The organism is Schaedlerella sp., from assembly GCF_056796775.1.
On sequence record NZ_JBQIKP010000016.1, the window covers coordinates 38010 to 60987 of the forward strand.

Sequence of the window (22978 nt, forward strand, 5' to 3'; positions counted from 1 at the left end):
ATGTATGAAGAGGAAAAAAGGGAGATTATCCGGACTGCATTGGAAATGCTGCGGTACGGTTTGATCACATTGACAGGAGGAAATATCAGCGTGCGTCTTCCAGACGGAACGTTTTTAGCGACGCCCTCTGGAATGCTGTATGAGTCAATGGAGCCGGAAGATATCGTGCATATCCGTGCGGATAAAACAGTGATAACAGGAAGGCGGCGGCCAACCTCAGACCTGGATGCGCTTCTATACATCTTCCGGGAAAAGCCGGAAGTAAATGCCGTGATCCATACTCACCAGCCTTATGCGACGGCGGTAGGGCTGGTAGAGGAAAAACTGCCGGCCTGTACGACAGGGATCGCGGATACGGCACAGGGGGATGTCCCGGTCACCCCGTTTACCATATCTTCGGATGAGGGGATGGGGATCCAGGCCGTTGCCTGCTGCGGAAAGAGCCAGGCTGTCATTCTTGGGAATCACGGAGTGATCGGATTTGGAAAGACCTTGTTTGAAGCTCTGGAAACCGTGGTTTATCTGGAGGAAGGGGCAAAAACTTATCTGGCGGCGCGGGCTGTCGGAAGCGTGAAGCTGCTGACAGAAGAACAGATCCGGATGGAAAGTATGGATTACGGCAATTACGGGCAGTGAGAGAGGAGAGAACACGATGGAAAAAAAATATTTTATGGGTATTGATATAGGAACCAACGAGAGCAAGGGAGTTTTGATTGACGGGGAATGTCGGATCATACAGACCGCATCTGCGTCTCATGGTTTGGAAAATCCAAAGCCAGGATATTTTGAGCACGATGCGGAAGCGGTATGGTGGGGAGACTTTTGCAGGATTTCAAAAGAGTTGATCCAGAAATCCGGCATTGCAAAGGAGGAGATCAAAGGGGTCGGAGCCAGTGCCCTCAGTGCGGATGTGGTGCCGGTGGATGAAAACTGCAGGCCGCTTCGGAAGGCAATCCTGTATGGAATTGACGCGCGTGCCGTGAAAGAAATGGAATCGATTACGGAATATTACGGGGAAGAACGGACCCGGCAGCTTCTGGGACACGAGCTGTGCTCCTCAGACTGTATGCCTAAGATTCTCTGGATCAAAAATAACGAGCCGGAAATCTATGCAAAGACATACAAATTTCTGACTGCGTCCTCCTACCTGACCGCAAAGCTGACGGATCAATACGTCATCGACCGCTACCTTGCAATTTCCTCCTTTGGACCATGCTACAGACAGGATCTGTCCATCGACGAAGAACTGTCAAGGGAACTGTACTGCCGGGGAGACCAATTGGCCGAGGGACGTGAAACAGCCGAAACCGTCGGGTTTGTTACGGAGAAGGCGGCGGCGGAAACCGGGCTTGCGGCAGGAACGCCGGTTGTGACAGGGACGGATGACTCAGGTGCGGAAGCCATCAGTACCGGAGTACTGAAGCCGGGAGATCTGATGGTGCAGATCGGGTCTACCTGCTATATTATGTATTGCTCTGACAGACTGGTAGAAGACAATCGGATCTGGTCGGAGGATTTTCTGATTCCGGGGACATTCTGTGTAGACGGGGGAACCAATGCGGCGGGCTCCCTTACAAAATGGATCCGTGATACGATGTATTCCGATGTAAATGAAGCGGAAACAGGGGAAAATGCATATGCGATGATGGCAAAAAAAGCGGCTGGGATTCCAGCGGGATCAGATGGGATCATGGTACTTCCGTATTTTGCAGGTGAGCGAACTCCGATCAATGACTCTCAGGCAAGGGGAATGATTTTTGGGCCTCTGCTTCATCACACGAGAGACCACATCAACCGTGCGGCTTTGGAAGGAGTCGGATATTCCATTGCGCAGCATATCGACATCATGGAAGAGCACGGGCTTGAGATCCGGAATTTCCTGTGTGCAGGCGGCGGAACCAAGAATCCGACCTGGCTTCAGATCATTGCGGATATCACGGGAAAAACCGTAAAAACGGCGGAAGTCACAATCGGCGCGTCTTACGGGGATGCCATGATCGCAGCCATCGGCACGGGCCATATCAAAGACTACGGCGATCTGGAAAACTATATCAAGAGCGGACAGACCTTCATACCGGACGCGGAGACACATCGAGTATACCAGCCGCTGAAAAAGATATATGGGAAGCTGTATGAGGAGACAAAGGATACCATGCATATGTTATCGGAGCGGTATCAGGGGAACGATTTTGAAGAATAAGCGGTTTGGCTTTTCTAACAGCCCATTTTCTATGAAAAAATTTCCACCTGTGCGGCAGGAGGCCCTAGAGAGCCTCCTGTCTTTCTTGCGGATGCAGGAGATTACCTATACAGAAAAGTCTCCGTCAAAAAATCCCGCATCTGTCGGATACACATAGCTGTCCCCAATCTCATGAAGCAGGACTACATTCAGATGATTGTTCAGATTCTTCTTGTCGAATCCAATGGCTGCCGTCAGCTCGGGGAGCGCAACATTGCACGCACAGGGCAGCCCGTAAGCTTCCAGCACCTCCCGGATGGAGTCCCCGCACCCGGCAGGAGTCAGCCCTTTTTCTTCGGCAAGCCGGGTGATCTGGTACATGCCGATGGCAACAGCCTCGCCGTGGCTCTCCCGGCCATAGTGAAAATACTGTTCAATTGTATGGGCAAGGGTGTGTCCGAAATTCAGCAGCATCCGTTCTCCGGTATCAAACTGGTCCTTTTCTACGACCATCCGCTTGATATCTACACAGCGGCAGATAACAGACGCAAGCTCGCTCTTCAGGCTTTCAAAGGAGCGGTGCTTTTTCAGAGTCTCGAACAAAGAGGAATCCTTGATGCAGCCGTATTTGATCACCTCCCCCATGCCGTCGTGGATAAAACGCTCCGGCAGGGTGTTCAGCACATCCGGGTCGATGAGTACCAGCTTCGGATGATAGAACGCGCCCACCAGATTTTTCCCTTGGGGAAGATCCACGGCTGTCTTTCCGCCCACGGAGGAGTCCACCTGCGCCAGCAGGGAAGTAGGGATCTGCACCAGCCTGACGCCCCGAAGGAATGTGGCAGCCGCAAATCCGGCAAGGTCGCCGATGACCCCGCCGCCCAGGGCAATGACCAGATCGCTGCGGGAGATTTTCGCCTCCAGAAGGGCCGAATAGACCCGGGGCAGCGTCTGGAAGTTCTTGGTCTGCTCCCCGTGGGGAAGGATCAGGGTGTGGCACTCGAAGGAAGAGAGCGTGCCCTTCAAGGCTTCGCCGTATAGCGGATAGACCTGGTCATCGGAAATGATCATGACCCGCCGGCCGCTGAAAACCTGGGAAATATAGCTTACTGCATGTTTTAAAATACCATTTTCAATATAGATCGGATAACTGTTTTCTTTTAGTTCCACTGTTAATTTCATAAGTTTAATCATTCCTTTCCGTTCACTCAGGTACATTTTTTACCATTAACTACGCAATGCTGTACCAGTGGCCTGTGCATCAGCGCAATGAACCGTCTGCTCTGTTTTTCGTTACCATCATATAGCATCCCTGATAGATTGTCAAATGTTACTGGTCACACCTTGACCAGGCGTGCACAGTAACTCAGGCCGTCATTTTAAATTGTCTGCGGCAATGGACGGCCTGAATACCAGCTTTTATGTGTATCCTCCTGACCAATCAGCGTGGTGATTGGTCAGGGAGTGACATGTAACTGTCAAATCTGCTGATAAAATCTCTTGATTGATGCCCCGGAAAATGTTACACTGTCTGTTGAAAAAACAACCATTGAAAAAAGAGAATATTTCATAAAAAGAAGGAGCACAGCAATGGAAAAAAAGATAAAGAGATATGACTTTGACAGGATCAGCGGCAGGATGGCGCAGAAATTCGGTTCGATCAAAAAGGGAGAGGAAGAGGAACATTCCATTTCTCTGTTCTGCATGGAGTCAAACCTGTTAAAGCTTCACCGTGAAGAAGAAAAGAGAGATGGCAGGCGCACCGTTGAGGCGATCCATATCTGCCTTCTGACCATCGACGGCTACCTGAGAGAGATCAATTACGATCTGGGCGCGTTTTTGTCAGAAGAAAATCAGGCATTGGCCCATGGCCTTCTGATGAGTTTCGATCCATTTACGAATCCGGAGATCAGGGAGGCTTTGGAGGGCAGTGATCTTGATTCCGGGGAAGCCATGGAGGCCTATTATGAGGAACCGGTCAAGTGTCTGCTGCGTCTGGAAAAATCCATCGAATTGTGGACGAAGGCAAGGGGGAATAACGGATATTTTCAATATATCGAAGACCTGATGGGAGATACCGTGAAAAAAGATACAAAAATGGAATTTGCGGTTCCTGCAGACATTGCCGGGACTCAGGAAATATAAACTGCCGTCCGGGCCGCGGATCTTGAAGAAAAATCTGCACGCCAAATAATCCGGAAAACCTGCAGGCGGCAGGTTTCCCGGATACAGGCATGTGCTTTCAGGATTGATTATTTTACATGCTCCTCCTTTCCGTGGGACAGGCCTTTTGCGACATTGAATATAATTTCAAGCTGTTCATCATCCAGCGTATAAAGTATATTGATGATGTCGTTGATCTTGGCAGGATTTGGATTATCAGAGTTAAAAAAGTCTTTTGGAGTGATTTGAAAATATTCACATATGTAAAAGAAAGCCTGCATAGATGGAAAGGTTTGCTTATTCTCAATGCGATTGATATAGCTTTCGTTCTGACCGATGGTAAGGCTCATTTCACGTGCAGACACACTCCTTTTCATTCGCAGTGAGGCCATCCGATCGGCAAAAAAATCTTCATACATCTTGTTTATCACCTCGTAAGCTATTGTATGTTATTCTCGTCCCAAATATCAGATTTTAAAAATCATATTCGTATCTTCTTAAGATATTTTATATCATATCAGAATCAGGAGATACAGGATTTTTTCTGAGTTTACGAGCTGATAAACAGAGGCTTTATTTTTCCTTGAGAAGAGCCAGTTCCCGATATATGGTAGGCACGCTGCAGCTGAGGACATCAGCGATACGGTGGACGGCGCCCTTTACTAAAAACAGTTTTTTCTCCTGAAGCATGGAAAGGATCAAAATACGGTCATCCCTTGTAAAATGCTCTGGAATCCTTTCCTGATACAGGCTGTGGAGAACCTGATTGATCGTCTTTGTCACGTTGTCCTGAAAGGTCTCGCTGTTCGTATTTCCGTTTCCCTCCAGCCTGGCGCTGCTGCGGACAAGTCCGCCCAACAGAAGAGCCGTATCGCTGATCAGCTGAAAACAAGAGGTGTCCATATTGATACAGAGCATGCCGAACAGTGTGCTTTCGGATTTGATGAAATAAGTGGAAGATTTCAGCAGCTTTTGATCCGCCGTGTACCCGGAATAATTTGCAATAAAATCCCTGGATTTCCATTCTTCATTTTTGATCATCCGTTCCGCCAGATCTGTCATAGGCGCGCCGATACCGCGCCCGCTGATATGCCCGTTCGTGATTGCAACGATCTTCTGGATCCGGCAGTCTAAAAGAGCAACCTCGCAATGTTCCCCAAGCGCGGTTCCCAGAAATGGAACCAGAGTTTTGTAATAATGCATCATGTCATCCATGCTTCATCACCTCCATATAATTCTGTGTAAACTTGATAAAGGTCTTACTGATCGGAGAAATGGAATTGAGGTCATTGTAAATGATTCCAAGCTCTCGGAAAGGCTCTTCTATGATTTTTTTGGAAATAATCGGAAGATTCAGATAATCCTTAAATGACATTTCAGGAAGAATACTGACTCCCAGATTTCGCGCGACCATAGACACAGTCAGGTTGTCATCAGAGACAGAATAGTTGATATTATAGTTCAAATGATATTTTTGAATGAGCTGCCCTACCTGATGATTCGGCCCTTCTCCAGGCATGATAAAAGAATCCAACTCCAGGTCGCGCAGGGAAATGGTTTCTCTTTCTGCAAGGGGATGGCTGCAGGAAAGAACAGCGCACAAATCCTCTCGAAAGAAAACAATCGTTTTGAAGGGAAGAGACGGCGTGATGGAAGTAATTCCGAAATCGACTCTTCCGCCAACCAGCATTTCTTCAATTTCTTCATAATTTCCATCAATCACAACAATATGTATTTGCGGATATTGCTGTTTAAAAGCAGACAGAAGATCTGGAAAATAGTGGATCGCCAGGCTGGGGATCGTAGCAATGCAGAGCGTACCGGCCCCCGGGTCATGATAGGAAGCAAGGCTGAAATCCAGGGCGTTCTGGGCATCTACGATATTACGGATGTATGGAAGTACATCAATTCCGGCTCTGGTGAGGCTGATGTTATTATTTTCCCGATTCAGCAGTTTAAAGCCAAAGGTTTTTTCCAGATTGGAGACCGAATGGCTGACAGCGGACTGGGTATATCCGAGCTCTTCCGCTGCTTTCGAAAAATTACGGCATTCCAGGACTTTGAGAAAGATTTCGTATTTTACAGTATCCATAAGCTCCTCCTTTGTATCCAGGACAGTCAATTCCTGAATCTGATTCCTTGGTATTCCATAGTTACAATTCACAGCCGCATACCTCGCGCTATCTATATCATAATATTTTTTTATCAGAATTATGTATGAGGATGATTAATATTTCTATGAATTTTATTTGTTAGACGATTTGCGCATTTGCTGATATGCTTGAATTAATAACAGTTAATTCGAAAAATATTTGCTGAATAATCAGAAATTTGATTGTGTTAATGCAAAAAATAAGCAAAATCAATGCAGGGTGAAGTGCGATTGACATAAGAAACATACGAAGAACTGATAATAATTTATTACGCAGGAGGATATCTATGAAGGAACTGACCGGCAGGATATTTAATATCCAAAAATGTTCGATCCGAGACGGGAGGGGAATGCGGACCACCGTATTTTTGAAAGGCTGCGGTCTGCGATGTCTGTGGTGCGCAAATCCGGAAGGGATTTCCTTTGCGCCGGAGATTTCACTGAATCCGGTGAACTGCATGGGATGCGGCTTTTGTCTGAAACAATGTCCCTCCGGCGCAGTGAGCCTGGATGAAAAGGGGGTTATGAAGTATGACAGATTGAAATGCGCCGCATGCGGACTGTGCGCGCAGTTGTGCCCGACAGAGGCGAGAAAGAAGTTCGGACAGGAATATACGGTAGATGAATTGTTCCGCCGAATCTATCAGGATCATTTTTATTTTGAGCATTCCGGAGGAGGCGTTACATTTTCCGGAGGAGAGGCGCTGATGCAGCCGGAGTTTTTGCTGGAGGTCTGCAGGAAGTGCAAGGACTATAAAATCCATGTTGCCATCGAAACATGCGGCTGCGGCAATTATGAAAAATTTGCGTCCTGCCTGGACTATATTGATTTTATTTATTTTGATATCAAGCATATGGACAGTAAGATGCACCGGAAAATTACAGGACAGTCCAATGTACATATTCTGGAAAATCTGAAACGGATCAGCGGACACGGCAAAGAAATCTGTGTACGCACGCCCGTGGTTCCCGGCTGGAATGATTCGGAGGAAAATATCAGAGCTACGGCGGCATTTGCCGCACAGTGCGCGAACGTCAGACGGTATGAGCTTCTGGCCTATCATAAGCTGGGGATCAATAAATACAAGATCCTGGGCAGGCAGTATCAGCTGGAGGATGTGGAGGAACCTGGGAAAGATCACATGCTGCATCTGGTAGATGCGGCCAATGAAGTACTTCTGCCGATTGGAAAAAAGTGTTTTTACAATAGTGAGAACAGTGCCGATGAGTAGATGGATTTTGAAAACCATCCCGCTAAAACAGGGGGTTTTATAAAAAATAAAAGGAGGCAGCATTATGAGCAGCAAGAAAGTCGAATTTTTAAAAGCACGGCTTCGGAACACGCACCCGTCTATTTCCGTGGAAAGGGCGAGGCTGGTCACGGAGTTCTACCGTATTCCGTCCGTAGAATCACCGGTTTCCAGGAAGGCACACCTTTTGGAGTACCTGCTGGAGAATATGACCATCTTTATCAATCCGGAGTCTATTTTCGTGGGAGACCATGGGGAGAGGTACCGCTCAGTTCCGGCATATCCGGAGTGGGGGGCAAACTGGATCCTGGAGGATATCGATACCTTTGACACCCGGTCTACGGATAACATGTGCTGGGTGAAGCCGGAGGACAAAGAAGAGCTGATCAAAATCTGTACGGAGTGGAAGGGACACGGCTTCCGGGAAGTGATCGACAGCCGGCTTCCGGAGGACATGAAACAGGCATCTCTGGACGGACTGATTACCATCGGTTCCCGTATCGTTTCCACTGCGAGCCATATGCCGCAGTACGGCGTGATTTTTGAAAAAGGCTTCCGGAAGATGATGGAAGAGATCCAGGACAAGCTGGATCACATTGAGCACTATGATTTCATGACGCAGGAGCAGAAGGATACCTGGGAGGGGATGCTCATTACATTAAATGCAGCGATCAAATTTGCTCATCGTTATGCGGATTTGGCGCGCGAAATGGCAGAAGAAGAACAGAATGAAACACGAAAAGCGGAGCTCATCCGCATTGCGGAAACCTGTGAGCACATCCCGGAGCTTCCGCCGAGAACATTTTATGAAGCAATGCAGTTTTTCTGGTTCATCCATCTCATCTATCAGATCGAGAATGCGGGGCACAATCATTCCGTAGGCCGTTTTGACCAGTTTATGTACCCGTATTTCAAGCACGACATTGACAGCGGGATCGTGACGGAAGATGAAGTGGTTGAGATGATTGAGTGCATGCTCATCAAATGGACAGAGATTTTTGAGCTGCGCGACCATATTGAGGCTGAGGCATATGCAGGATTCCCGATGTGGACAAACATCACGATCGGAGGAATCAATTCTGAGGGAAAAAATGCATGCAACCGTCTCACCTACCTGTTCCTGGAAGCTGCGGACGGCGCACAGACGACCCAGCCTGCGATCTCCTTCCGCTACAACAAAAAAATTGATGAGGAGACATTTAGAAGAGCATTGAAGCTGACCCAGAAAGGCCTTGGACAGCCGGCATTCTTCAATGACGATATCAATATCCCACGTGTACTGGCCAACGGATGCAACGATATTCGGGAGGCGCGCGACTATGCGATAGAGGGCTGCGTAGAGGCACAGGTGCCGGGAAAAACGGATTTTCGCCCGGTAGCCGGATTCATCAATATCCTGAAGGTATTGGAACTGACCATGCACAACGGGCTGGATCCAAAAACCGGACGGCAGTTCGGGCCAAAGACCGGTTCTATGGAAGAGATGGACAGCATGGGCAAGTTCATGAAGGCTTATAAGGAGCAGCTTGCATACATCATTGACTACCATCTGCAGGCATATGGGATCTGTTCCGCGCTGCATTCCCAGATCTGCCCCACTGTATTTGCGTCAACCCTGGTGGACGGATGCATTGAAAAAGGACGTATCCTTCAAAAGAACGGCGCGAAATACAGCAGCACCGGTACCTTTATCAGCGGTGTGGCAAATGCGGCGGATTCTCTGGCAGCAATCGACCAGGTGGTATTCCGACAGAAGCTTTTGACGCTTCCCCAACTGACGGACATTCTGGATCATAATTATGAAGATCATGAAGAGTGGCATCAGATGCTTCTGAATAAATATGTGCATTTTGGAAATGATGAAGATCTGGTTGATGATTACTGCCGTCAGGTTGTAACCTTCTGCGCGGAGGAAAACCGGGCTCATCAGGATTCAAGGTTCGGACAGTATGAACTGATCCTTTTGAATCAGACTTACAATATCTGGCAGGGACGAGTTGTAGGAGCAACGCCGGACGGACGAAAGGACGGAGAGCCTCTTGCCAACAATGCTTCGCCTTCCAACGGCATGGACCGGAACGGCCCGACCGCAGTGGGCAATTCCATTGGAAAGATGGACACGGTGATGGTTCCGAAGGGCGTTCTGGTGAATCATAAATTCGACCCTGCGGTTGCAAAGGGGGAGAAAGGCCTGGAGATGCTGGAAGCATTTGTAAAAGGGTACTGTGAAGCGGGCGGACAGCATGTGCAGATCAATGTGGTGGATACGAAAACCCTGCGCGATGCCCAGGAACATCCGGAACAATATAAGAATCTGATGGTCCGGGTGGCGGGATACTCCGCATTCTTCGTGGAGCTGGATCCGAGAGTGCAGGAAAATATCATCGGACGTACAGAGCATACAAGCTGCTGCTGATCATAGGATTTAGAACGGGCCGTGTACTATGCTGCACGGCCGCAGGTCAGTACAGTAATCGGGAAATGACTTGTTCCATAACGAAAGGGTTATCAAAAAGAGAATTAGGCGAGGAATACAGATCAGATAAATTGAAGGAGGGTTTTATGGATAAAAAGAATATGAGCGGAATGACATTTTTTAAACTGGCGGGAGCGCTTTTGGCGTTTCTGATTGGTTCCGGATTTGCGTCCGGACAGGAGACGATCCAATACTTTTCGGGATACGGCTATATGGCTGTCGGCGTAGGCTTGATCAACTTTATCATGATGTATGCCACATATGTGGCGTATGCGTATGCCGGGCGGACCAGGGGCCTGACGGACCTGAAAGAGGTAACCACGTTTTATGCGGGAAAATTCTGGGGAAAATTATTTGAAATATTCGCATGGCTGTTTGTTGCATGCTGTTATATTTTCATGTGCTCCGGCGGCGCGTCAACATTTAACCAGCAGTGGGGGCTGGCCATGCCGATCGCGATTGCGATCATGGTAGCGGCATCTGTGGCAACCGCAATCTTTGGTCTGAACCGTGTTGTCGATATCATTGGTTTTATCGGGCCGGTCATTGTGTGTTTTACCCTGATCGTCGGACTGATCTCCGCATTCACATTTTTCCCGCGGATTCCGGAGGGAATGGCGCTTTTAGACAGCGGCGCGGTTTCGATCACAAGGGGGACGAACCACTGGCTGACGGCAGGCCTGTCCTTCGGAGGCTGTTCCCTTCTACTGGTTTCCAATTTTGTCGCGACCATGGCATATCAGAACCGGGAATATAAGTTTACGCCGTTTAAGCTGGTTCTTTTTACAGGTGCGTTTTTTATTTCAATCGTATCCGTACTCATGGGACTGAACCACCTTGGAAATATTGAGGAAGCTTCCACAGTCGCGATTCCGAACCTGGCACTGGCTTCGAATATTATGGGATCCGTAGGGACGCTGTTTGCCGTGATCATTATTTTGGCGATCTATTCCACGATCTGTCCATCCCTATGGAATACGGTCAGCTTTTTTATCAAAGATGACAAATCAAGGAACTACAAATTGACAGTTGTCGGATTCGGCGTGGTTACATATTTTGTATGTCTTTTCGTACCGTATCAGCAGCTGCTTGGATTTATCATGACCTATTGCGGCTACTCCGGGGCCATCGTTTTTGCTGTGATCGTAGCAAGGTATGTGATGGTAAAATCCAAAGATCAAAAGGAAGGCATTGAAGCTTAAAGGAGGAGGTTTTTCAGATGTTTCGGCCAGTTGCGCAGCTACCGCTGGATTACAGCGTGTTTAAAGATAAAAAATCAGTTTTTTCATGGGCGCCTTCCGGCGCGGTTCTTTTTGGGAATGGAGCTTCTAAAAGAACCGGGGAGGAATTAAAAAAGCTGGGAGTCAAAAAGGCGACTCTCGTGACCGATCAAGGGCTTGTAAAATTCGGTATTGCAGAGCGGATCATCCGATCCGTGGAAGACGCCGGGATCATACTGGATGTCTATGACGAGTGCGAACCGGATTCTTCGGTAGAAACCGTAGAAAAAATTGCCGCCCTTGCAAGGGATTCCGACGTATTGATCGGACTTGGAGGCGGCAGCTCCATGGATCCGGCCAAAGCAGCCGCGATCCTTGTTACGAACGGAGGCAGCATCCGGGATTATCAGGGATGCGATAAATTTACCAAAGCACCGCTTCCTGTTGCGGCCATTCCTACGGCAGCGGGAACCGGAAGTGAATGTACGCCGTTTGCGGTGATTGCGGACCGGCAGCGGGCATGGAAGATGCCTATCGGAGGAACCGGGATCATGCCGGCCCTGGCAATCTGCGATCCGGAGCTGACTTGGTCGCTTCCGGCAGGTATCACTGCGGCAACCGGAATGGATGCACTGACCCATGCCATTGAAGCCTATACCTCCCGGTGTACGGAACCGATATCGGACGCACTGGCCGTACAGGCGATCAAGCTCATTGCCCATGCGATCCGGCCGGCAGTGTATCGGGGCGATATCGACCATGACGCAAGATATGATATGATGATGGGAGCCATGCTGGCCGGTTATGCATTTACCAGCGCCAGTCTGGGAATCTCTCATTGTATGGCGCATCCGCTGGGAGCACAGTATCAGGTTCCCCATGGTGTGGCCAATGCACTGTGTCTGCCGGTAGTCATGGAATTTAACATGGGCGCGTGGCCGGAGCGCTATGCGGAGATTGCCGGCTTTTTCGGCGAAGATATCTATGGAATGTCCGTAAGGGAGGCCGCAAAAGCAGGAGTACGGTGTGTATATGAGCTGCTGGAGGATATGCCGATCCGGCCTCTGGAGTCATTCGGGGTTACAGAGGAAAGTCTGGAGGGACTTGCCGATGATGCCATGCTGGGCGGTGACCGGCCGAACAACGCAAGGATGACGACAAAGGAAGATTTTATTCAATTATACAGGAAGGTGATGGCTCTGAAAAAATAGAGCATATCCGTATCGACTGAAGGAGTATCGATCATGAAATATAATTTTGATGAAATCATTGACCGGAAACATACAAACTGCATGAACACGGATGGATTCAGACAGTATATTTTTCACACAGATGAAACGATGAAATTTCCCTTTGCGGATGAGGAGTTTATCCGCATGTGGATTGCGGATATGGAGTTCGCGGCGCCGGAGTGTATTACGGACGCAATACGGGAAAGGCTGGACCGGAAAATTTTCGGATATACAAGGATTTTCGGAGACGAGTATTATCGGATATTTTCGGACTGGACCAGAAAACTCTACGGGTGGACATTTCCTCAGAAAGATCTGTATACCTCTCATGGGGTGATTCCGGCGTTATATGAACTGACCGGATATATCTGCGGGCCAGAGGATAAGGTACTGATGATGACGCCCTCCTATGCCTATTTTAAATATGCCGCAGAGCACAATGGAGTGGGATATGTGTGCTCGGACTTGCTGAACCGGAAGCAGGACGGATATTATGAAATCGATTTCGAAGATTTTCGGAAAAAAGCGGAGGATCCGGCGGTCAGACTGTTTATATTCTGCAATCCCCATAATCCGTCAGGACGGATCTGGACAGAGGAAGAGCTGCGCCGGGTGGCGGAAATCTGTTTTGAAAATGATGTGATGATCATTTCCGATGAGATCCACTGCGACCTGATCCGAACCGGGCGGACCCATATCCCGCTCGCAAAGATGTATCCGGACAGTGACCGGATCATTACCTGTATGGCGCCGAGCAAGACCTTCAATACGGCCGGGCTGCAGTTTTCCAATATCATCATCCCCAATGAAGAGATTCGGAAATGCTGGCTGAAATGGCATAATTTTGATGAAAATCCGCTTTCTCTAGCCGGAGCGATGGGGGCTTATCAAGGTGGATATGACTGGCTGATGGAGCTGAGAACCTATCTGGATGCCAATTTTGAATTTGTGCGCAGTTATTTGGCGGAGCATTTACCGGAGGTGGTATTTCGGATTCCGGACGCTACATATCTTGGTTGGGTGGATATCGGAGCTTATGTCGACAAGGAGGAGGATCTTCCACTGCTTTTTGCAGAAAAAGCAGGAGTGCTTCTGGAAGGGGGAAATATGTTTGTCCAAAATTCGGATACATATATCCGTCTGAATGTGGCGTGTCCCCGGTCCGTATTGGAAGAAGGGATGCGGAGGATATGCGGTCTATTAGGAAATGCCGTGAAATAACAGATGTAGATTGCGAAGGATAAATTTGCATGCAGCGGATTGCGGCGATTGAGGATAACGGTGAATATGCAAGTGTACTGACTGCATGATTGTGGAATTTTCGTAATGAGAAGAAGGGAAACAGATGGATCTGCGGACAATGTATGAGGAATTAGACCGGTTATTTGCAAACGAAAAATACGGGGAAGCGGAGGCGTTCTTACGTTCCGGGATTCAAGACGCGGTCCGGGAAGGGGAGTTGGCTTCTGCCCTGGCACTTTGGAACGAACTGGGAGGATTCCTTCGTGTCTGCGCAAAATACAAAGAGGGGATCGAAGCATTTCAAAATTCCCTGGAGACTGCTTTTTTGCTGGGGATGAAAGGTTCGGAGCAGGAGGCCACCATCCATATGAACCTGGCCACGTTATATGCGGCGGCAGGCGAGAACAGAAAAGCAGCTTTCGAATTCGATCAGGCTACAGAGATCTATGAATCGCGGCAGATCCGGGATTATCGGTCTGCGGCGCTGCAGAATAACCGGGCAGCCCTGTATTTGAAAGAAAAGCAATATGACAGGGCGATGGAAAGTGCTGAAGCTGCGTTTGCATGGATCAGCGGCCTTCCGAACAATGAGGATGAGCTGGGAGTGACAAATACGCTTCTGGCTCAGATTTACACGGCGAAACGAGAATTTGAAAAAGCGGAGGAACATATTGCCCAGGCGGAAGCTGCATTCTCAAAGCTGGCATTTCCGAATCCAATGCACTATGCGGTTCTGCTTTCCGCAAAAGGGCAGACGCTTTCCTTGTCCGGACAATGGGAAAAGGCGCGTTTGTGCTATGAGGATTCCCTTCCGCTGATCGAGGACCATTTTGGGAAAAACCTTTCTTATGCTTCCTGCCTGAGAAATCTGGCTGTCTGCTGCCGGGAGCTGGGGGATTTAAAGAACGGGGAATGCTATCAGAAAGAGGCGGAAAAAATAGAGAAGGAACAGGGATATGAAAGGACTTGAGCTGTCAAGGAGATATTTTGAGACATATGGAAGGCCGATGCTGGAAAAGGAGTATCAGCAGTATACAGGAATCATTGCGGCCGGTCTGGCGGGTTCGGGTTCGGAATGCTTTGGATTTGATGACGCATATTCCCGGGATCATGATTTTGGTCCCGGGTTTTGTATCTGGATTCCGGAGCGGTATGAATCTGTAACAGGAGAAAATCTGCAGCGGTCCTATGAATTGCTGCCGTCCTTTTTTGAGGGGTATGGAATTTCCGACTGTGCTTTGGAGCGCGGAAACAGGATTGGGGTCCATTCGATTGAGTCCTTTTACCGGGACCTGATCGGCAGGGCGGATGCTCCGGAGACCAATATGGAGTGGTTTTGCATTCCGGAAAGATTTTTGGCAATGGCAGTGAATGGTGAAGTATTTTGTGATCCTTTGGGGGAGTTTACAAAAATCCGCCGGAAGCTGCTGGGATTTTATCCGGAGGATGTGCTCAGAAAAAAGCTGGCCGCAAAGTGCGCTGTGATGGGACAGGCAGGACAGTATAACTATGGGAGATGTATACGCCGCGGGATGTATGAGACGGCAGGACTTTGTGCCGGCCGGTTTGTAACGGCGGCATTGGGGGCAGTTTATCTGCTGAATAGAACATATATGCCGTTTTATAAATGGGTATTTCGCGGGGCGGAGGAGTTTGCGGAATGGGAAAGTGTGGTGGAGGATTTGAAAAAAATGATGCGGCTGTCGGATGTTCAGGATTCTGCGGGGAAAATGCTGCTGATCGAACGGGTCTGTATCCGGGTGCGGGATGCTTTGATCTTAAAAGGGTGGTCCTATGGGGAAGAATGCTTTCTGCAGAACCATGCAAAGCGTGTGACGGAAATGATCCGGGATCCGGTGCTTCGGGGGTTGCCGATCATGGCGGGGGAGTAGTTCTGGAATGTGGATACGATATGGAAAGAAGAGGGGACAGAACATGAAGAACACAATCTCTGCTTATGCAGAGGCATGACTTTGTTTACTTTTGTGGGGCGGTACGATGGTATCCACAAAAATTCTGCTGGAAAGTGTTTCAACGGTGATGCAGTTGTTTTTAAGATTTCTGATAGCATATTTGGCTTTTTCCTTTCTAAGACAGGGACTATTCTGGCCAGCATAAACGGGCAGGGAATGACGTTGGAAATCAAGGGCGACCTTTTGGTCGGGTGTGCGGCGTTAAGGCTCAGCGAAAACGGGAAAAGAAAAAGAGGGATCATAGTATGATGCAAGTAAATGGAGAGCGGGAAGATATCATAGAGAGGATCATTGAAAAAGAATGGAACTTTTTTGCCAAGGTAAATAATATCGGCGGGAGGGCAGACTGCCAGGATGATTTCCGGACATTTCAGATTATGAGGTCCAGTCAGTTTGAGGCATGGGATCAAGAGGTGCTGCACAGCTATGCGCATGATCTGGAGCAGGCAGAATTCATGGGGCAGAATCCGGTGGAATTGAAATATGCGTATATGATGAAGGACACAGCTCCGGAGTATTATGAACAGAAGCTGGCTCCATTTCTGCCGGAGATCAAAGAGGAAAAAAAGAAGGCGGCAGAACAGATTCTGGAATGGGAAATGACATGCTATCATAAGCTGCGGGAAATGTATCCGAATTTTATCGGATTGGGAAGGCAGGAACAGGATTCGGAGGGGAATCAGATGACTTCCATCTCTGTATATCTGCGCGGGGAATTGTATACATATTCCAGGGAAACCTTGACGCTATATTTGGAGATGGTGAAGAATAAGGAGAAGGAAGGGAGTAATTTGATTCGTGAGATTTATGAAAATACGGCGAAGAGGTATGGGTATCAGGATCTCGAAGATGCGGAAAGAGCGGTCACTCCAGAGAGTGGTTGAAAACTGCTTTCTGTAAACTGAAACGATAGATCGCGGGAATGAATTTTCATACACGCCTCAGGGGATCATTTTATGTAAGTGATTCCGGAAAGAAATATGATGGATACGACACAGGCGGGAAGGATGCAAGGTATGGCAGTCTTTCAGAGGATCGTCGGGAAATGATATTTACATACAACATCTTGCGGTGATGTATAAGCGGCCGTACGAGATGTTGTGTGTAAACAGCTGTTTCCCGACAGATCATCCTGCATAATCCTGCCCTGCGGCATCAATACCGCCGCCTGCACCACTTCTCCAGCAGATTGATCAGCGAATACAAAAGCATCGCCATGATACAGAGCAGGATAATGCTCATCAGCAGCCAATCCATCTTAAAGACCTGGCTGGAATAAATGATCAGATACCCCAGCCCGCTCCGCGCTGCCAGAAATTCTCCGATCACGACCCCCACCAGGCAGAGCCCGATATTGACCTTCATATTGCTGATGATGGCAGGGATGGAGCTTGGCAGTACGACCTTGGTGAGGGCATGCCATTTGTTCCCGCGCAGGGTATAGATCAGCTTGATCTTCTCTTGATCCACTCCGGTAAAGCTGGTATACAGGTTCAGGATGCTCCCGAAGATCGCCACAGACATTCCGGCCACGATGATGGTGGTCTGATTGGCGCCCAGCCATACGATCAGGAGAGGCGCAAGGGCGGACTTGGGCAGGCTGTTGAGCACCACCAGATAAGGATCCAGGATTTCGGACAGCTTGCGGCTGCACCAGAGCAGCACTGCAGCCAGGATACTGATGAGGGTGGTCAAAAGGAAGCTGGCAATGGTCTCATACAGGGTACTCCAGAGATGCAGGAAGATACTTTTGTCCGTTACCATTTCCAAAAAACAGCGGGTGACCTGCGAGGGGCTGCTGAAAATGAAGGAATCAATGATTCCGGCCCTGGCGGTAAATTCCCATAAAAAAAGAAAACAGATCAGGATTGCGGCGCGGGAAAAGCAGACGATACGCCGGTGCAATTTCCTTCCATGCAGGAAATTGCGCTGCCCGGCGGAGAATACTGCAGTGTTCTGCGTGATGCATGCAGCTTCCTGAGTTTTACATTGTCCGGTAGAGATATCACGCATTGGTATTCAGCTCCTTCCAGATGATATTGAAATAATGCTTAAATTCCGGTGCATTGCGCCGGTTCATGGGAGTATCGGCTTCTAATTCAAAAGTGATGGGAATGATCTTCGCGATGGAAGCGGGGCGGGGAGTCAAAACCACGACCCGGTCGGCCATGCTGACTGCTTCGGAAAGGTCGTGCGTCACAAGGACTGCGGTCTTATGGGCATTCCGAAGAATCTGGCCGATGTCGTCACAGACGGATAAACGGGTCTGATAATCCAGGGCGGAGAAGGGTTCGTCTAACAGCAGAATGTCAGGATCCAGTACCAGCGTCCGGATCAGGGCCGCCCGCTGGCGCATCCCGCCGGAGAGCTCGGAGGGCTTTGCGTTTTCAAACTGTTTCAGGCCGTACAGTTCCAGGAGCTCATGGGCGTATTCCCGGGAACGCTCCGAGAGCATGTGTCGGATCTCCAGACCCAGCAGGACGTTGCGGTAGACGGTCCGCCACTCGAACAGGTGGTCATGCTGCAGCATATATCCAATATTGGTGGAGCTCTCCCGGAGCGCCTTTCCGTTCAGCTTCACCTGCCCGTCCTCGGCATCGATCAGGCCGCTTATAATTGAAAGCAGCGTGGATTTGCCGCACCCCGAAGGTCCTACGATGGCAACAAACTCCCCGGAGGATACGGAAAATGAGATATCTGTCAGTGCTTTTGTTTCTCCTTCCAGACTGTGATATGCATAATTGATATTTTTAAGTTCCAATATGGGTTCCATGCAGACACTCCAATCAAAAGATATATAATACTTTATGACAAAAAAGTGGAGAGGTGCATAGGAAAAGGAGGACCCGCCGGCCCCCCTTGTACCCTTCCAGTATTCTCCTTCCAGTATTCCCGTTCCAGCATTACTCTTCCAGTATTCCCGTTCCTCCATTATCCTTACTGCGTCACCTTTACATACACATAGTCATTTCCGCCTTCCGGAGCCTTCCACCCGTTATACTCCGAATAAAACTGGAAAAATGCGCGGTCGAGCTGATCTTCGTCTACCACATAGACAAGTGTATATTCCAGTTCCTCGCCTGGCTCCATCGGAACAAAATGGAAATCCTTGACACGTTCGATTCCGTCCGTATGATAGATCTTGTCAAAATATACCGGAAATCCGTCTGTCTGCAGATGATATCCCTCATTAGCGGGACTGTATTTCCAGTCAGCGGCATAACTTTTGAAAATCCCGTCTTCATTGACATCCAGATAATGGATATAAGGGCATACGGTTACGTTATTGTCATATTCATTTACGGTGTTATGGTTCTTTACCTTCATATGCGCTACCACGAATTTAGAATTTACGGTCTCTACGGTCGGCTCCCCGGTTTCCTTTCCATTTTCATCGTAGGAATACTTATAGCGTTCATGGGCTTTGAGGGTGCCGTCCTCGTTGATCCAGTCCGCCATCTCGCCCGCAAAGTCATAATAATTTTCTGTCGGATATTCAGAAACCGGAAGCGCGTCTTTGATTTCGATGGATTCCACGGTATAGCGGATATCATCCGTCTTTATACCATGGTTTTCATCCGGCCCGAAAGGTATTTTCAATTCTTCTCCTGTGGAAAAGAAATTATTGTCCGCCAGCAGCTCCGGAGTCCATTCCCTCAAGGCGCTTTCCTGGTTTGCTTTCTGCTCTGCGAGCAGAGCTTCGATCTCCTCGTCCGTCGCATACGGCACGGTAGAATCCAGCACCTGTATGTCCAGTCCCTCTGCGATTTTTATCGTCTCTTCCATGGGAAGTGTATTGTTCATATCAAAGATTTCTACGAGATAGCCTTCTTCTTCGTTGAACAGCATCACGTTCTTGGTGGTTTTGTCGCTGTCCGTATAACGGCTCTCCGACAAAAACAATGCGGCCTTCATTCCATTGATCTCGATCTCTTTCTTTAGATTTTCCTCTTTCAGCCCGTGGGTCAGGTCATCGCTGTTCCCCATGCGGATCTGCTGATCCAATTCTGCGGCGTTCCATGCGATAATGGTGACGGTTCCTCCGGTCTCATTGTTATGCCATTTCCCTCCGTAGGGCGTATTTTCCGCGCCTAATGCATAGCCGGCAGGCATATAGGTGGGAGTGACCTCGATCTCATGGGCCTCCTTTTGTTCGCGGTCGATCGCAAGGTCATAGGTCACGGAAGACTCCTCCTTCACCAGATTTGCGGTCAAAAATTTATTGGCGGCAGCCACCACCAGAGAGGAGCCTGCGGCCAGTACAGCCGCCGCTGCCAGAACGCGCAGCATTTTGTGTCTCCTGGCAAAGGAGACTCTGCCCTTTCTCTGGATCCCCAGCTTCCGGTATGCATCCTGCATCCCCTGGTCTACCTTCTCCGGAATGACCAGCTCCTGATTTAAGATTCTTATCATTTCCTGATCCGTATATGTTCTCTTCATGTGTTACCTCCTGACTGATTCATGCGGTTTGTCTGTATCCTTTCTTCCTGCGAAGCGGCGAGCCAAGTGGTCATGCCTGCAGGGCCGTTTGACATCTGTGAAGCAGCGGGCCGGGCAGCTATGCTTCCAACTCATATTCACCGGACAGCCTGCTTCAAATATCTGGCCGGCGGTTCAAAACGGTACTCTCTGGCAGCCTCCCTGCGGCCCCTGGACAGCCGGGTCTTTACCGTATTTTCCTCCAGATCCAGTATCTGCGCGATCTCGCGGATTTTAAAGCCCTCCACATAATACAGGATCAGGACGAGACGGTATTTTTCATCCAGAGAATTCAGAAGCTCATAAAATTCATAATTTTCCAGTGACACGCAATTTCCTCCCTGCTCCGGCAGCTGTTCTGTGGGGCATTCCCTTCGGCCGGCATTCAAGATATCGATACATTTGTTGATCAGGATCCGGACCAGCCAGGTCTTGAAGAACTGTTCGTTCTCCAGGCTGTCCAGCTTTTCATAGCAGGTCAGGATTGTCTCCTGGATGGCATCTGCGATATCATCATCAGATCTCAGATAACTTCTCGCAACCTTATACATCGTAAGCTTCTGGCTTTCCATCAATTCCACGAAAGCATTGCTGTCATGTCGTTTTGCTCTTTTTACTAAAAACTTCAAGAATAAAACCTCCTCACTTTATCCATGTACCTGTGGGACCATGCAAATGTATATTCCGCAGACACAGGGTCTTTTGTTACCGAAAAATACTGTCACAGCAGGTTTTTCAGTCCACTTTTATCTGGCGCCTTACTTATTAGACAGATGAAAGGGCAAAAAGGTTTCAGGCATTTATTATTTTTTTGCCAACGAAAAAAACCGGCAGATGGATATGATTCTGCCGGTTAGGAAATGGATGAAAATCATATTTCAGTGCTCAGCGAGATATTCCTCCGCTGTTTTCCAGGCCCGCGCCTCCGCAAAATTCCATTCCCGAAAATTGGGTTTCCTGAACTCGTAGATCCCTTCCATATAAAATTCAAACTGCGATTCCAGATATTCGCCTATGGTCTCGAACTTGGAAAGGTCCTCCTGGCACTTGAATTCATAGGGTTCGTCTCTGTAATAATAACGGTCATCCTCCGTGTAGATATACGTTTTCATTTTTATATCCGCCATCTGCGCAACATAGGGCGCGGCATCGACGGACAGGTTATGGAGCAGATAGTTCACATCCTGCCAGGTGATCTGTTCCATATGCCGAAGGTTGTAGGAGGCGATGATACGGTCCACTCCGGCGAAGGAAAACACAAGATAGCAGCAGGTCACGACCGTCACGGTATACCGAAACAGAGGAAACGCCTGCCGGAAGATGCTGACCATCACGCCTCCCATGATCAGGGTCAGTACTCCCAAAAACCAGAGTACCAGGATCCGCAGGAAGGTGAGATGGTAGACTCCCACATAGAGCAGCATCCGGTAGGCTGCCGACAGGGTCATGACGCAGGTGCAGACGGAGATCACCAGCAGCAGGACATTCAACGCCCGGCGCGTTTCAAAGACCTGGATGCAGACCATTACGGTCACCAGATTGATCAGGCTCACGGCCAGAAGCTGCCAGAAGCCCTGGTGGGCATACTGGGAATAGGTCATTCCGTCGGGCAGGCCCCGGCGCAGGAATAAAAACAGGATCTGGATCCCGGAATAGATCACATAGATGAAAGCCAGTGTCATGGTAAATGTGATCCCGATCAGCGCGTTTGCCCCCGATCCTTCTTTTTGAGTCGGGCTTTTCAGATTTTGTCGGAACAAAGCCGCAAAAAATACATAGAGCATGAAAAAACCAGAAAGAAAACTCCAACAGATCCGGACGGCAGTGGTGAGATCCGGAATATCCGGGATCGTGATGCGGATCCGGAAATAACTGGCAAAGACCGGATCAGATCCAATCAGGAGCGGCATCACGCACAGCAGGAAGAGGGCGGCGATGGCAGCGCCTGTGAGCACGGCCGGGGCTTTCTTTTTTAGATTCGCTCTTTTTTGCAGGGCTTCTTCAGAACTTGCTGCCTTGTGCTTTGATATAGAATACAGCATATGTTCGAACGGCTTGAACAGTGATACGAAGCAGGTCCCGGCAAAGAACAAGAGCTGTTTTAAATTGGCAGAAAAGCTCCAGCGGCTGTCTTCATACATCTGATGCAGCATGCCCGTACAGAATAGAAGCAGGATGCCGACGCGGTTGAACAGGTGGATCCAGGCATTGGCCGTCATGCAGGTGGAAATGCCAAGTAACAGCATTCCCGCAAAATAAAAGAACAGCCCACGCTTCCATGGGATGCCGGCTTTACCAAGCCACAGGACAGAAAACAGGATCACCGCGGCAACGGCAGCCGGAAAGGTGATGCCTGCCGGATTGTCAAAGAGGCAGAAGGTATAGATCAGCCCAAACAGGCAGGCGGTTTTGCCGAACCAGGTGAAGTGCTCCTTCATATACTGCAGGAGCGGGCTGTCCGGGGCTTTTATGTTCTTCGTCTGAGGAAGCTGCTCCGGAACGGCTTCATATTTTCTGCCGGCTGAATTTTGACCCGCAGATATCGTTTCCGGCGCGGGTACCGTTTCCGATGTGGTTATATTTTGCTGAGTAGTCTTGTTTTGCTGTTCCAT

21 protein-coding genes are annotated in these 22978 nt (G+C 48.9%); 12 read left to right on the top strand and 9 right to left on the bottom strand.

Annotated elements, in window-relative coordinates; genetic code table 11:
• Together ACTOY7_RS09470 and ACTOY7_RS09475 are read left to right on the top strand one after the other, a co-directional pair.
• Entirely contained in the window at positions 1-636 is a 636-nt protein-coding gene (locus tag ACTOY7_RS09470; protein WP_160281295.1) for a class II aldolase/adducin family protein, read from the top strand.
• A gap of 16 nt (positions 637-652) precedes the next feature.
• Entirely contained in the window at positions 653-2200 is a 1548-nt protein-coding gene (locus ACTOY7_RS09475) for an FGGY-family carbohydrate kinase (protein WP_300885123.1), read from the top strand.
• 105 nt (positions 2201-2305) lie between these two features.
• On the opposite strand, the gene aroB is transcribed toward ACTOY7_RS09475, so the two are convergent.
• On the bottom strand, positions 2306-3361 hold the full coding sequence (aroB, locus tag ACTOY7_RS09480; protein ID WP_300885124.1) for a 3-dehydroquinate synthase: 1056 nt from the start codon (positions 3359-3361) through the stop codon (positions 2306-2308).
• A 408-nt stretch (positions 3362-3769) separates the two neighbouring features.
• Here aroB and ACTOY7_RS09485 point away from each other — a divergent pair, with 408 nt between their 5' ends.
• Positions 3770-4324 carry a hypothetical protein gene (locus ACTOY7_RS09485; protein ID WP_160281298.1) on the top strand — a complete coding sequence of 185 codons (555 nt, stop codon included), beginning with the start codon at positions 3770-3772 and terminating at the stop codon, positions 4322-4324.
• A 107-nt stretch (positions 4325-4431) separates the two neighbouring features.
• Here the strand turns inward: ACTOY7_RS09485 and ACTOY7_RS09490 are convergent, their stop codons facing one another.
• The 3 genes from ACTOY7_RS09490 to ACTOY7_RS09500 all read right to left on the bottom strand — a co-directional run bounded on the left by ACTOY7_RS09490 (position 4432) and on the right by ACTOY7_RS09500 (position 6434).
• Positions 4432-4761, bottom strand: a complete 330-nt coding sequence (locus ACTOY7_RS09490; protein ID WP_160281299.1) for a helix-turn-helix domain-containing protein — start codon at positions 4759-4761, stop codon at positions 4432-4434.
• Positions 4762-4915: 154 nt separating this feature from the next.
• On the bottom strand, positions 4916-5557 hold the full coding sequence (locus ACTOY7_RS09495) for a helix-turn-helix transcriptional regulator (RefSeq protein ID WP_482670916.1): 642 nt from the start codon (positions 5555-5557) through the stop codon (positions 4916-4918).
• Complete coding sequence (locus ACTOY7_RS09500) at positions 5550-6434, bottom strand: LysR family transcriptional regulator (RefSeq protein ID WP_300885126.1); 885 nt, start codon at positions 6432-6434, stop codon at positions 5550-5552. Before ACTOY7_RS09500 ends, ACTOY7_RS09495 begins: the two co-directional genes overlap by 8 nt.
• A gap of 347 nt (positions 6435-6781) precedes the next feature.
• Between ACTOY7_RS09500 and ACTOY7_RS09505 the strand changes: the two genes are divergently transcribed.
• From ACTOY7_RS09505 to ACTOY7_RS09545, 9 genes are all read left to right on the top strand, one after another.
• The gene (locus ACTOY7_RS09505; protein WP_300885127.1) at positions 6782-7726 is read left to right on the top strand and encodes a glycyl-radical enzyme activating protein; all 945 of its coding nucleotides are present in this window, start codon (positions 6782-6784) and stop codon (positions 7724-7726) included.
• 64 nt (positions 7727-7790) lie between these two features.
• Positions 7791-10160 (top strand): glycyl radical protein, encoded by a 2370-nt coding sequence (locus ACTOY7_RS09510; protein WP_300885128.1) that lies wholly within the window; start codon positions 7791-7793, stop codon positions 10158-10160.
• Positions 10161-10306: 146 nt separating this feature from the next.
• Positions 10307-11422: a YkvI family membrane protein gene (locus ACTOY7_RS09515; protein WP_300885129.1), complete on the top strand. Its 1116-nt coding sequence runs from the start codon at positions 10307-10309 to the stop codon at positions 11420-11422.
• A gap of 17 nt (positions 11423-11439) precedes the next feature.
• Complete coding sequence (locus tag ACTOY7_RS09520) at positions 11440-12651, top strand: iron-containing alcohol dehydrogenase (RefSeq protein WP_482671360.1); 1212 nt, start codon at positions 11440-11442, stop codon at positions 12649-12651.
• Positions 12652-12684: 33 nt separating this feature from the next.
• Positions 12685-13893, top strand: a complete 1209-nt coding sequence (locus ACTOY7_RS09525) for a MalY/PatB family protein (protein WP_300885131.1) — start codon at positions 12685-12687, stop codon at positions 13891-13893.
• Positions 13894-14017: 124 nt separating this feature from the next.
• Positions 14018-14884, top strand: a complete 867-nt coding sequence (locus ACTOY7_RS09530) for a tetratricopeptide repeat protein (protein WP_300885132.1) — start codon at positions 14018-14020, stop codon at positions 14882-14884.
• Positions 14871-15806 carry a DUF4037 domain-containing protein gene (locus ACTOY7_RS09535; protein WP_160281308.1) on the top strand — a complete coding sequence of 312 codons (936 nt, stop codon included), beginning with the start codon at positions 14871-14873 and terminating at the stop codon, positions 15804-15806. The genes ACTOY7_RS09530 and ACTOY7_RS09535 overlap by 14 nt, the downstream gene beginning before the upstream one ends.
• A 9-nt stretch (positions 15807-15815) precedes the next feature.
• The gene (locus ACTOY7_RS09540) at positions 15816-16136 is read left to right on the top strand and encodes a hypothetical protein (RefSeq protein WP_160281309.1); all 321 of its coding nucleotides are present in this window, start codon (positions 15816-15818) and stop codon (positions 16134-16136) included.
• Positions 16133-16771: a DUF4125 family protein gene (locus ACTOY7_RS09545; protein WP_160281310.1), complete on the top strand. Its 639-nt coding sequence runs from the start codon at positions 16133-16135 to the stop codon at positions 16769-16771. Before ACTOY7_RS09540 ends, ACTOY7_RS09545 begins: the two co-directional genes overlap by 4 nt.
• 271 nt (positions 16772-17042) lie before the next feature.
• Here the strand turns inward: ACTOY7_RS09545 and ACTOY7_RS09550 are convergent, their stop codons facing one another.
• The 5 genes from ACTOY7_RS09550 to ACTOY7_RS09570 all read right to left on the bottom strand — a co-directional run bounded on the left by ACTOY7_RS09550 (position 17043) and on the right by ACTOY7_RS09570 (position 22978).
• On the bottom strand, positions 17043-17900 hold the full coding sequence (locus ACTOY7_RS09550) for an ABC transporter permease (protein ID WP_300885133.1): 858 nt from the start codon (positions 17898-17900) through the stop codon (positions 17043-17045).
• On the bottom strand, positions 17893-18660 hold the full coding sequence (locus ACTOY7_RS09555) for an ABC transporter ATP-binding protein (protein WP_300885134.1): 768 nt from the start codon (positions 18658-18660) through the stop codon (positions 17893-17895). Before ACTOY7_RS09555 ends, ACTOY7_RS09550 begins: the two co-directional genes overlap by 8 nt.
• A gap of 164 nt (positions 18661-18824) precedes the next feature.
• On the bottom strand, positions 18825-20327 hold the full coding sequence (locus tag ACTOY7_RS09560) for a DUF4367 domain-containing protein (RefSeq protein WP_482671359.1): 1503 nt from the start codon (positions 20325-20327) through the stop codon (positions 18825-18827).
• 137 nt (positions 20328-20464) lie between these two features.
• Positions 20465-20995, bottom strand: a complete 531-nt coding sequence (locus ACTOY7_RS09565; protein ID WP_160281313.1) for a sigma-70 family RNA polymerase sigma factor — start codon at positions 20993-20995, stop codon at positions 20465-20467.
• A gap of 249 nt (positions 20996-21244) precedes the next feature.
• Positions 21245-22978 (bottom strand): DUF4153 domain-containing protein, encoded by a 1734-nt coding sequence (locus tag ACTOY7_RS09570; protein ID WP_482671358.1) that lies wholly within the window; start codon positions 22976-22978, stop codon positions 21245-21247.

Bases quoted from the DNA above. Each gene is read 5' to 3' on its own strand.
- ACTOY7_RS09490 (WP_160281299.1), bottom strand. From the start codon at position 4,761: ATGTATGAAGATTTTTTTGCCGATCGGATGGCCTCACTGCGAATGAAA.
- aroB (WP_300885124.1), bottom strand. From the start codon at position 3,361: ATGAAATTAACAGTGGAACTAAAAGAAAACAGTTATCCGATCTATATT.
- ACTOY7_RS09525 (WP_300885131.1), top strand. From the start codon at position 12,685: ATGAAATATAATTTTGATGAAATCATTGACCGGAAACATACAAACTGC.
- ACTOY7_RS09475 (WP_300885123.1), top strand. From the start codon at position 653: ATGGAAAAAAAATATTTTATGGGTATTGATATAGGAACCAACGAGAGC.
- ACTOY7_RS09570 (WP_482671358.1), bottom strand. From the start codon at position 22,978: ATGGAACAGCAAAACAAGACTACTCAGCAAAATATAACCACATCGGAA.
- ACTOY7_RS09550 (WP_300885133.1), bottom strand. From the start codon at position 17,900: ATGCGTGATATCTCTACCGGACAATGTAAAACTCAGGAAGCTGCATGC.
- ACTOY7_RS09535 (WP_160281308.1), top strand. From the start codon at position 14,871: ATGAAAGGACTTGAGCTGTCAAGGAGATATTTTGAGACATATGGAAGG.
- ACTOY7_RS09545 (WP_160281310.1), top strand. From the start codon at position 16,133: ATGATGCAAGTAAATGGAGAGCGGGAAGATATCATAGAGAGGATCATT.
- ACTOY7_RS09555 (WP_300885134.1), bottom strand. From the start codon at position 18,660: ATGGAACCCATATTGGAACTTAAAAATATCAATTATGCATATCACAGT.
- ACTOY7_RS09520 (WP_482671360.1), top strand. From the start codon at position 11,440: ATGTTTCGGCCAGTTGCGCAGCTACCGCTGGATTACAGCGTGTTTAAA.
- ACTOY7_RS09485 (WP_160281298.1), top strand. From the start codon at position 3,770: ATGGAAAAAAAGATAAAGAGATATGACTTTGACAGGATCAGCGGCAGG.
- ACTOY7_RS09505 (WP_300885127.1), top strand. From the start codon at position 6,782: ATGAAGGAACTGACCGGCAGGATATTTAATATCCAAAAATGTTCGATC.
- ACTOY7_RS09530 (WP_300885132.1), top strand. From the start codon at position 14,018: ATGGATCTGCGGACAATGTATGAGGAATTAGACCGGTTATTTGCAAAC.
- ACTOY7_RS09470 (WP_160281295.1), top strand. From the start codon at position 1: ATGTATGAAGAGGAAAAAAGGGAGATTATCCGGACTGCATTGGAAATG.
- ACTOY7_RS09495 (WP_482670916.1), bottom strand. From the start codon at position 5,557: ATGGATGACATGATGCATTATTACAAAACTCTGGTTCCATTTCTGGGA.
- ACTOY7_RS09515 (WP_300885129.1), top strand. From the start codon at position 10,307: ATGGATAAAAAGAATATGAGCGGAATGACATTTTTTAAACTGGCGGGA.
- ACTOY7_RS09500 (WP_300885126.1), bottom strand. From the start codon at position 6,434: ATGGATACTGTAAAATACGAAATCTTTCTCAAAGTCCTGGAATGCCGT.
- ACTOY7_RS09510 (WP_300885128.1), top strand. From the start codon at position 7,791: ATGAGCAGCAAGAAAGTCGAATTTTTAAAAGCACGGCTTCGGAACACG.
- ACTOY7_RS09560 (WP_482671359.1), bottom strand. From the start codon at position 20,327: ATGAAGAGAACATATACGGATCAGGAAATGATAAGAATCTTAAATCAG.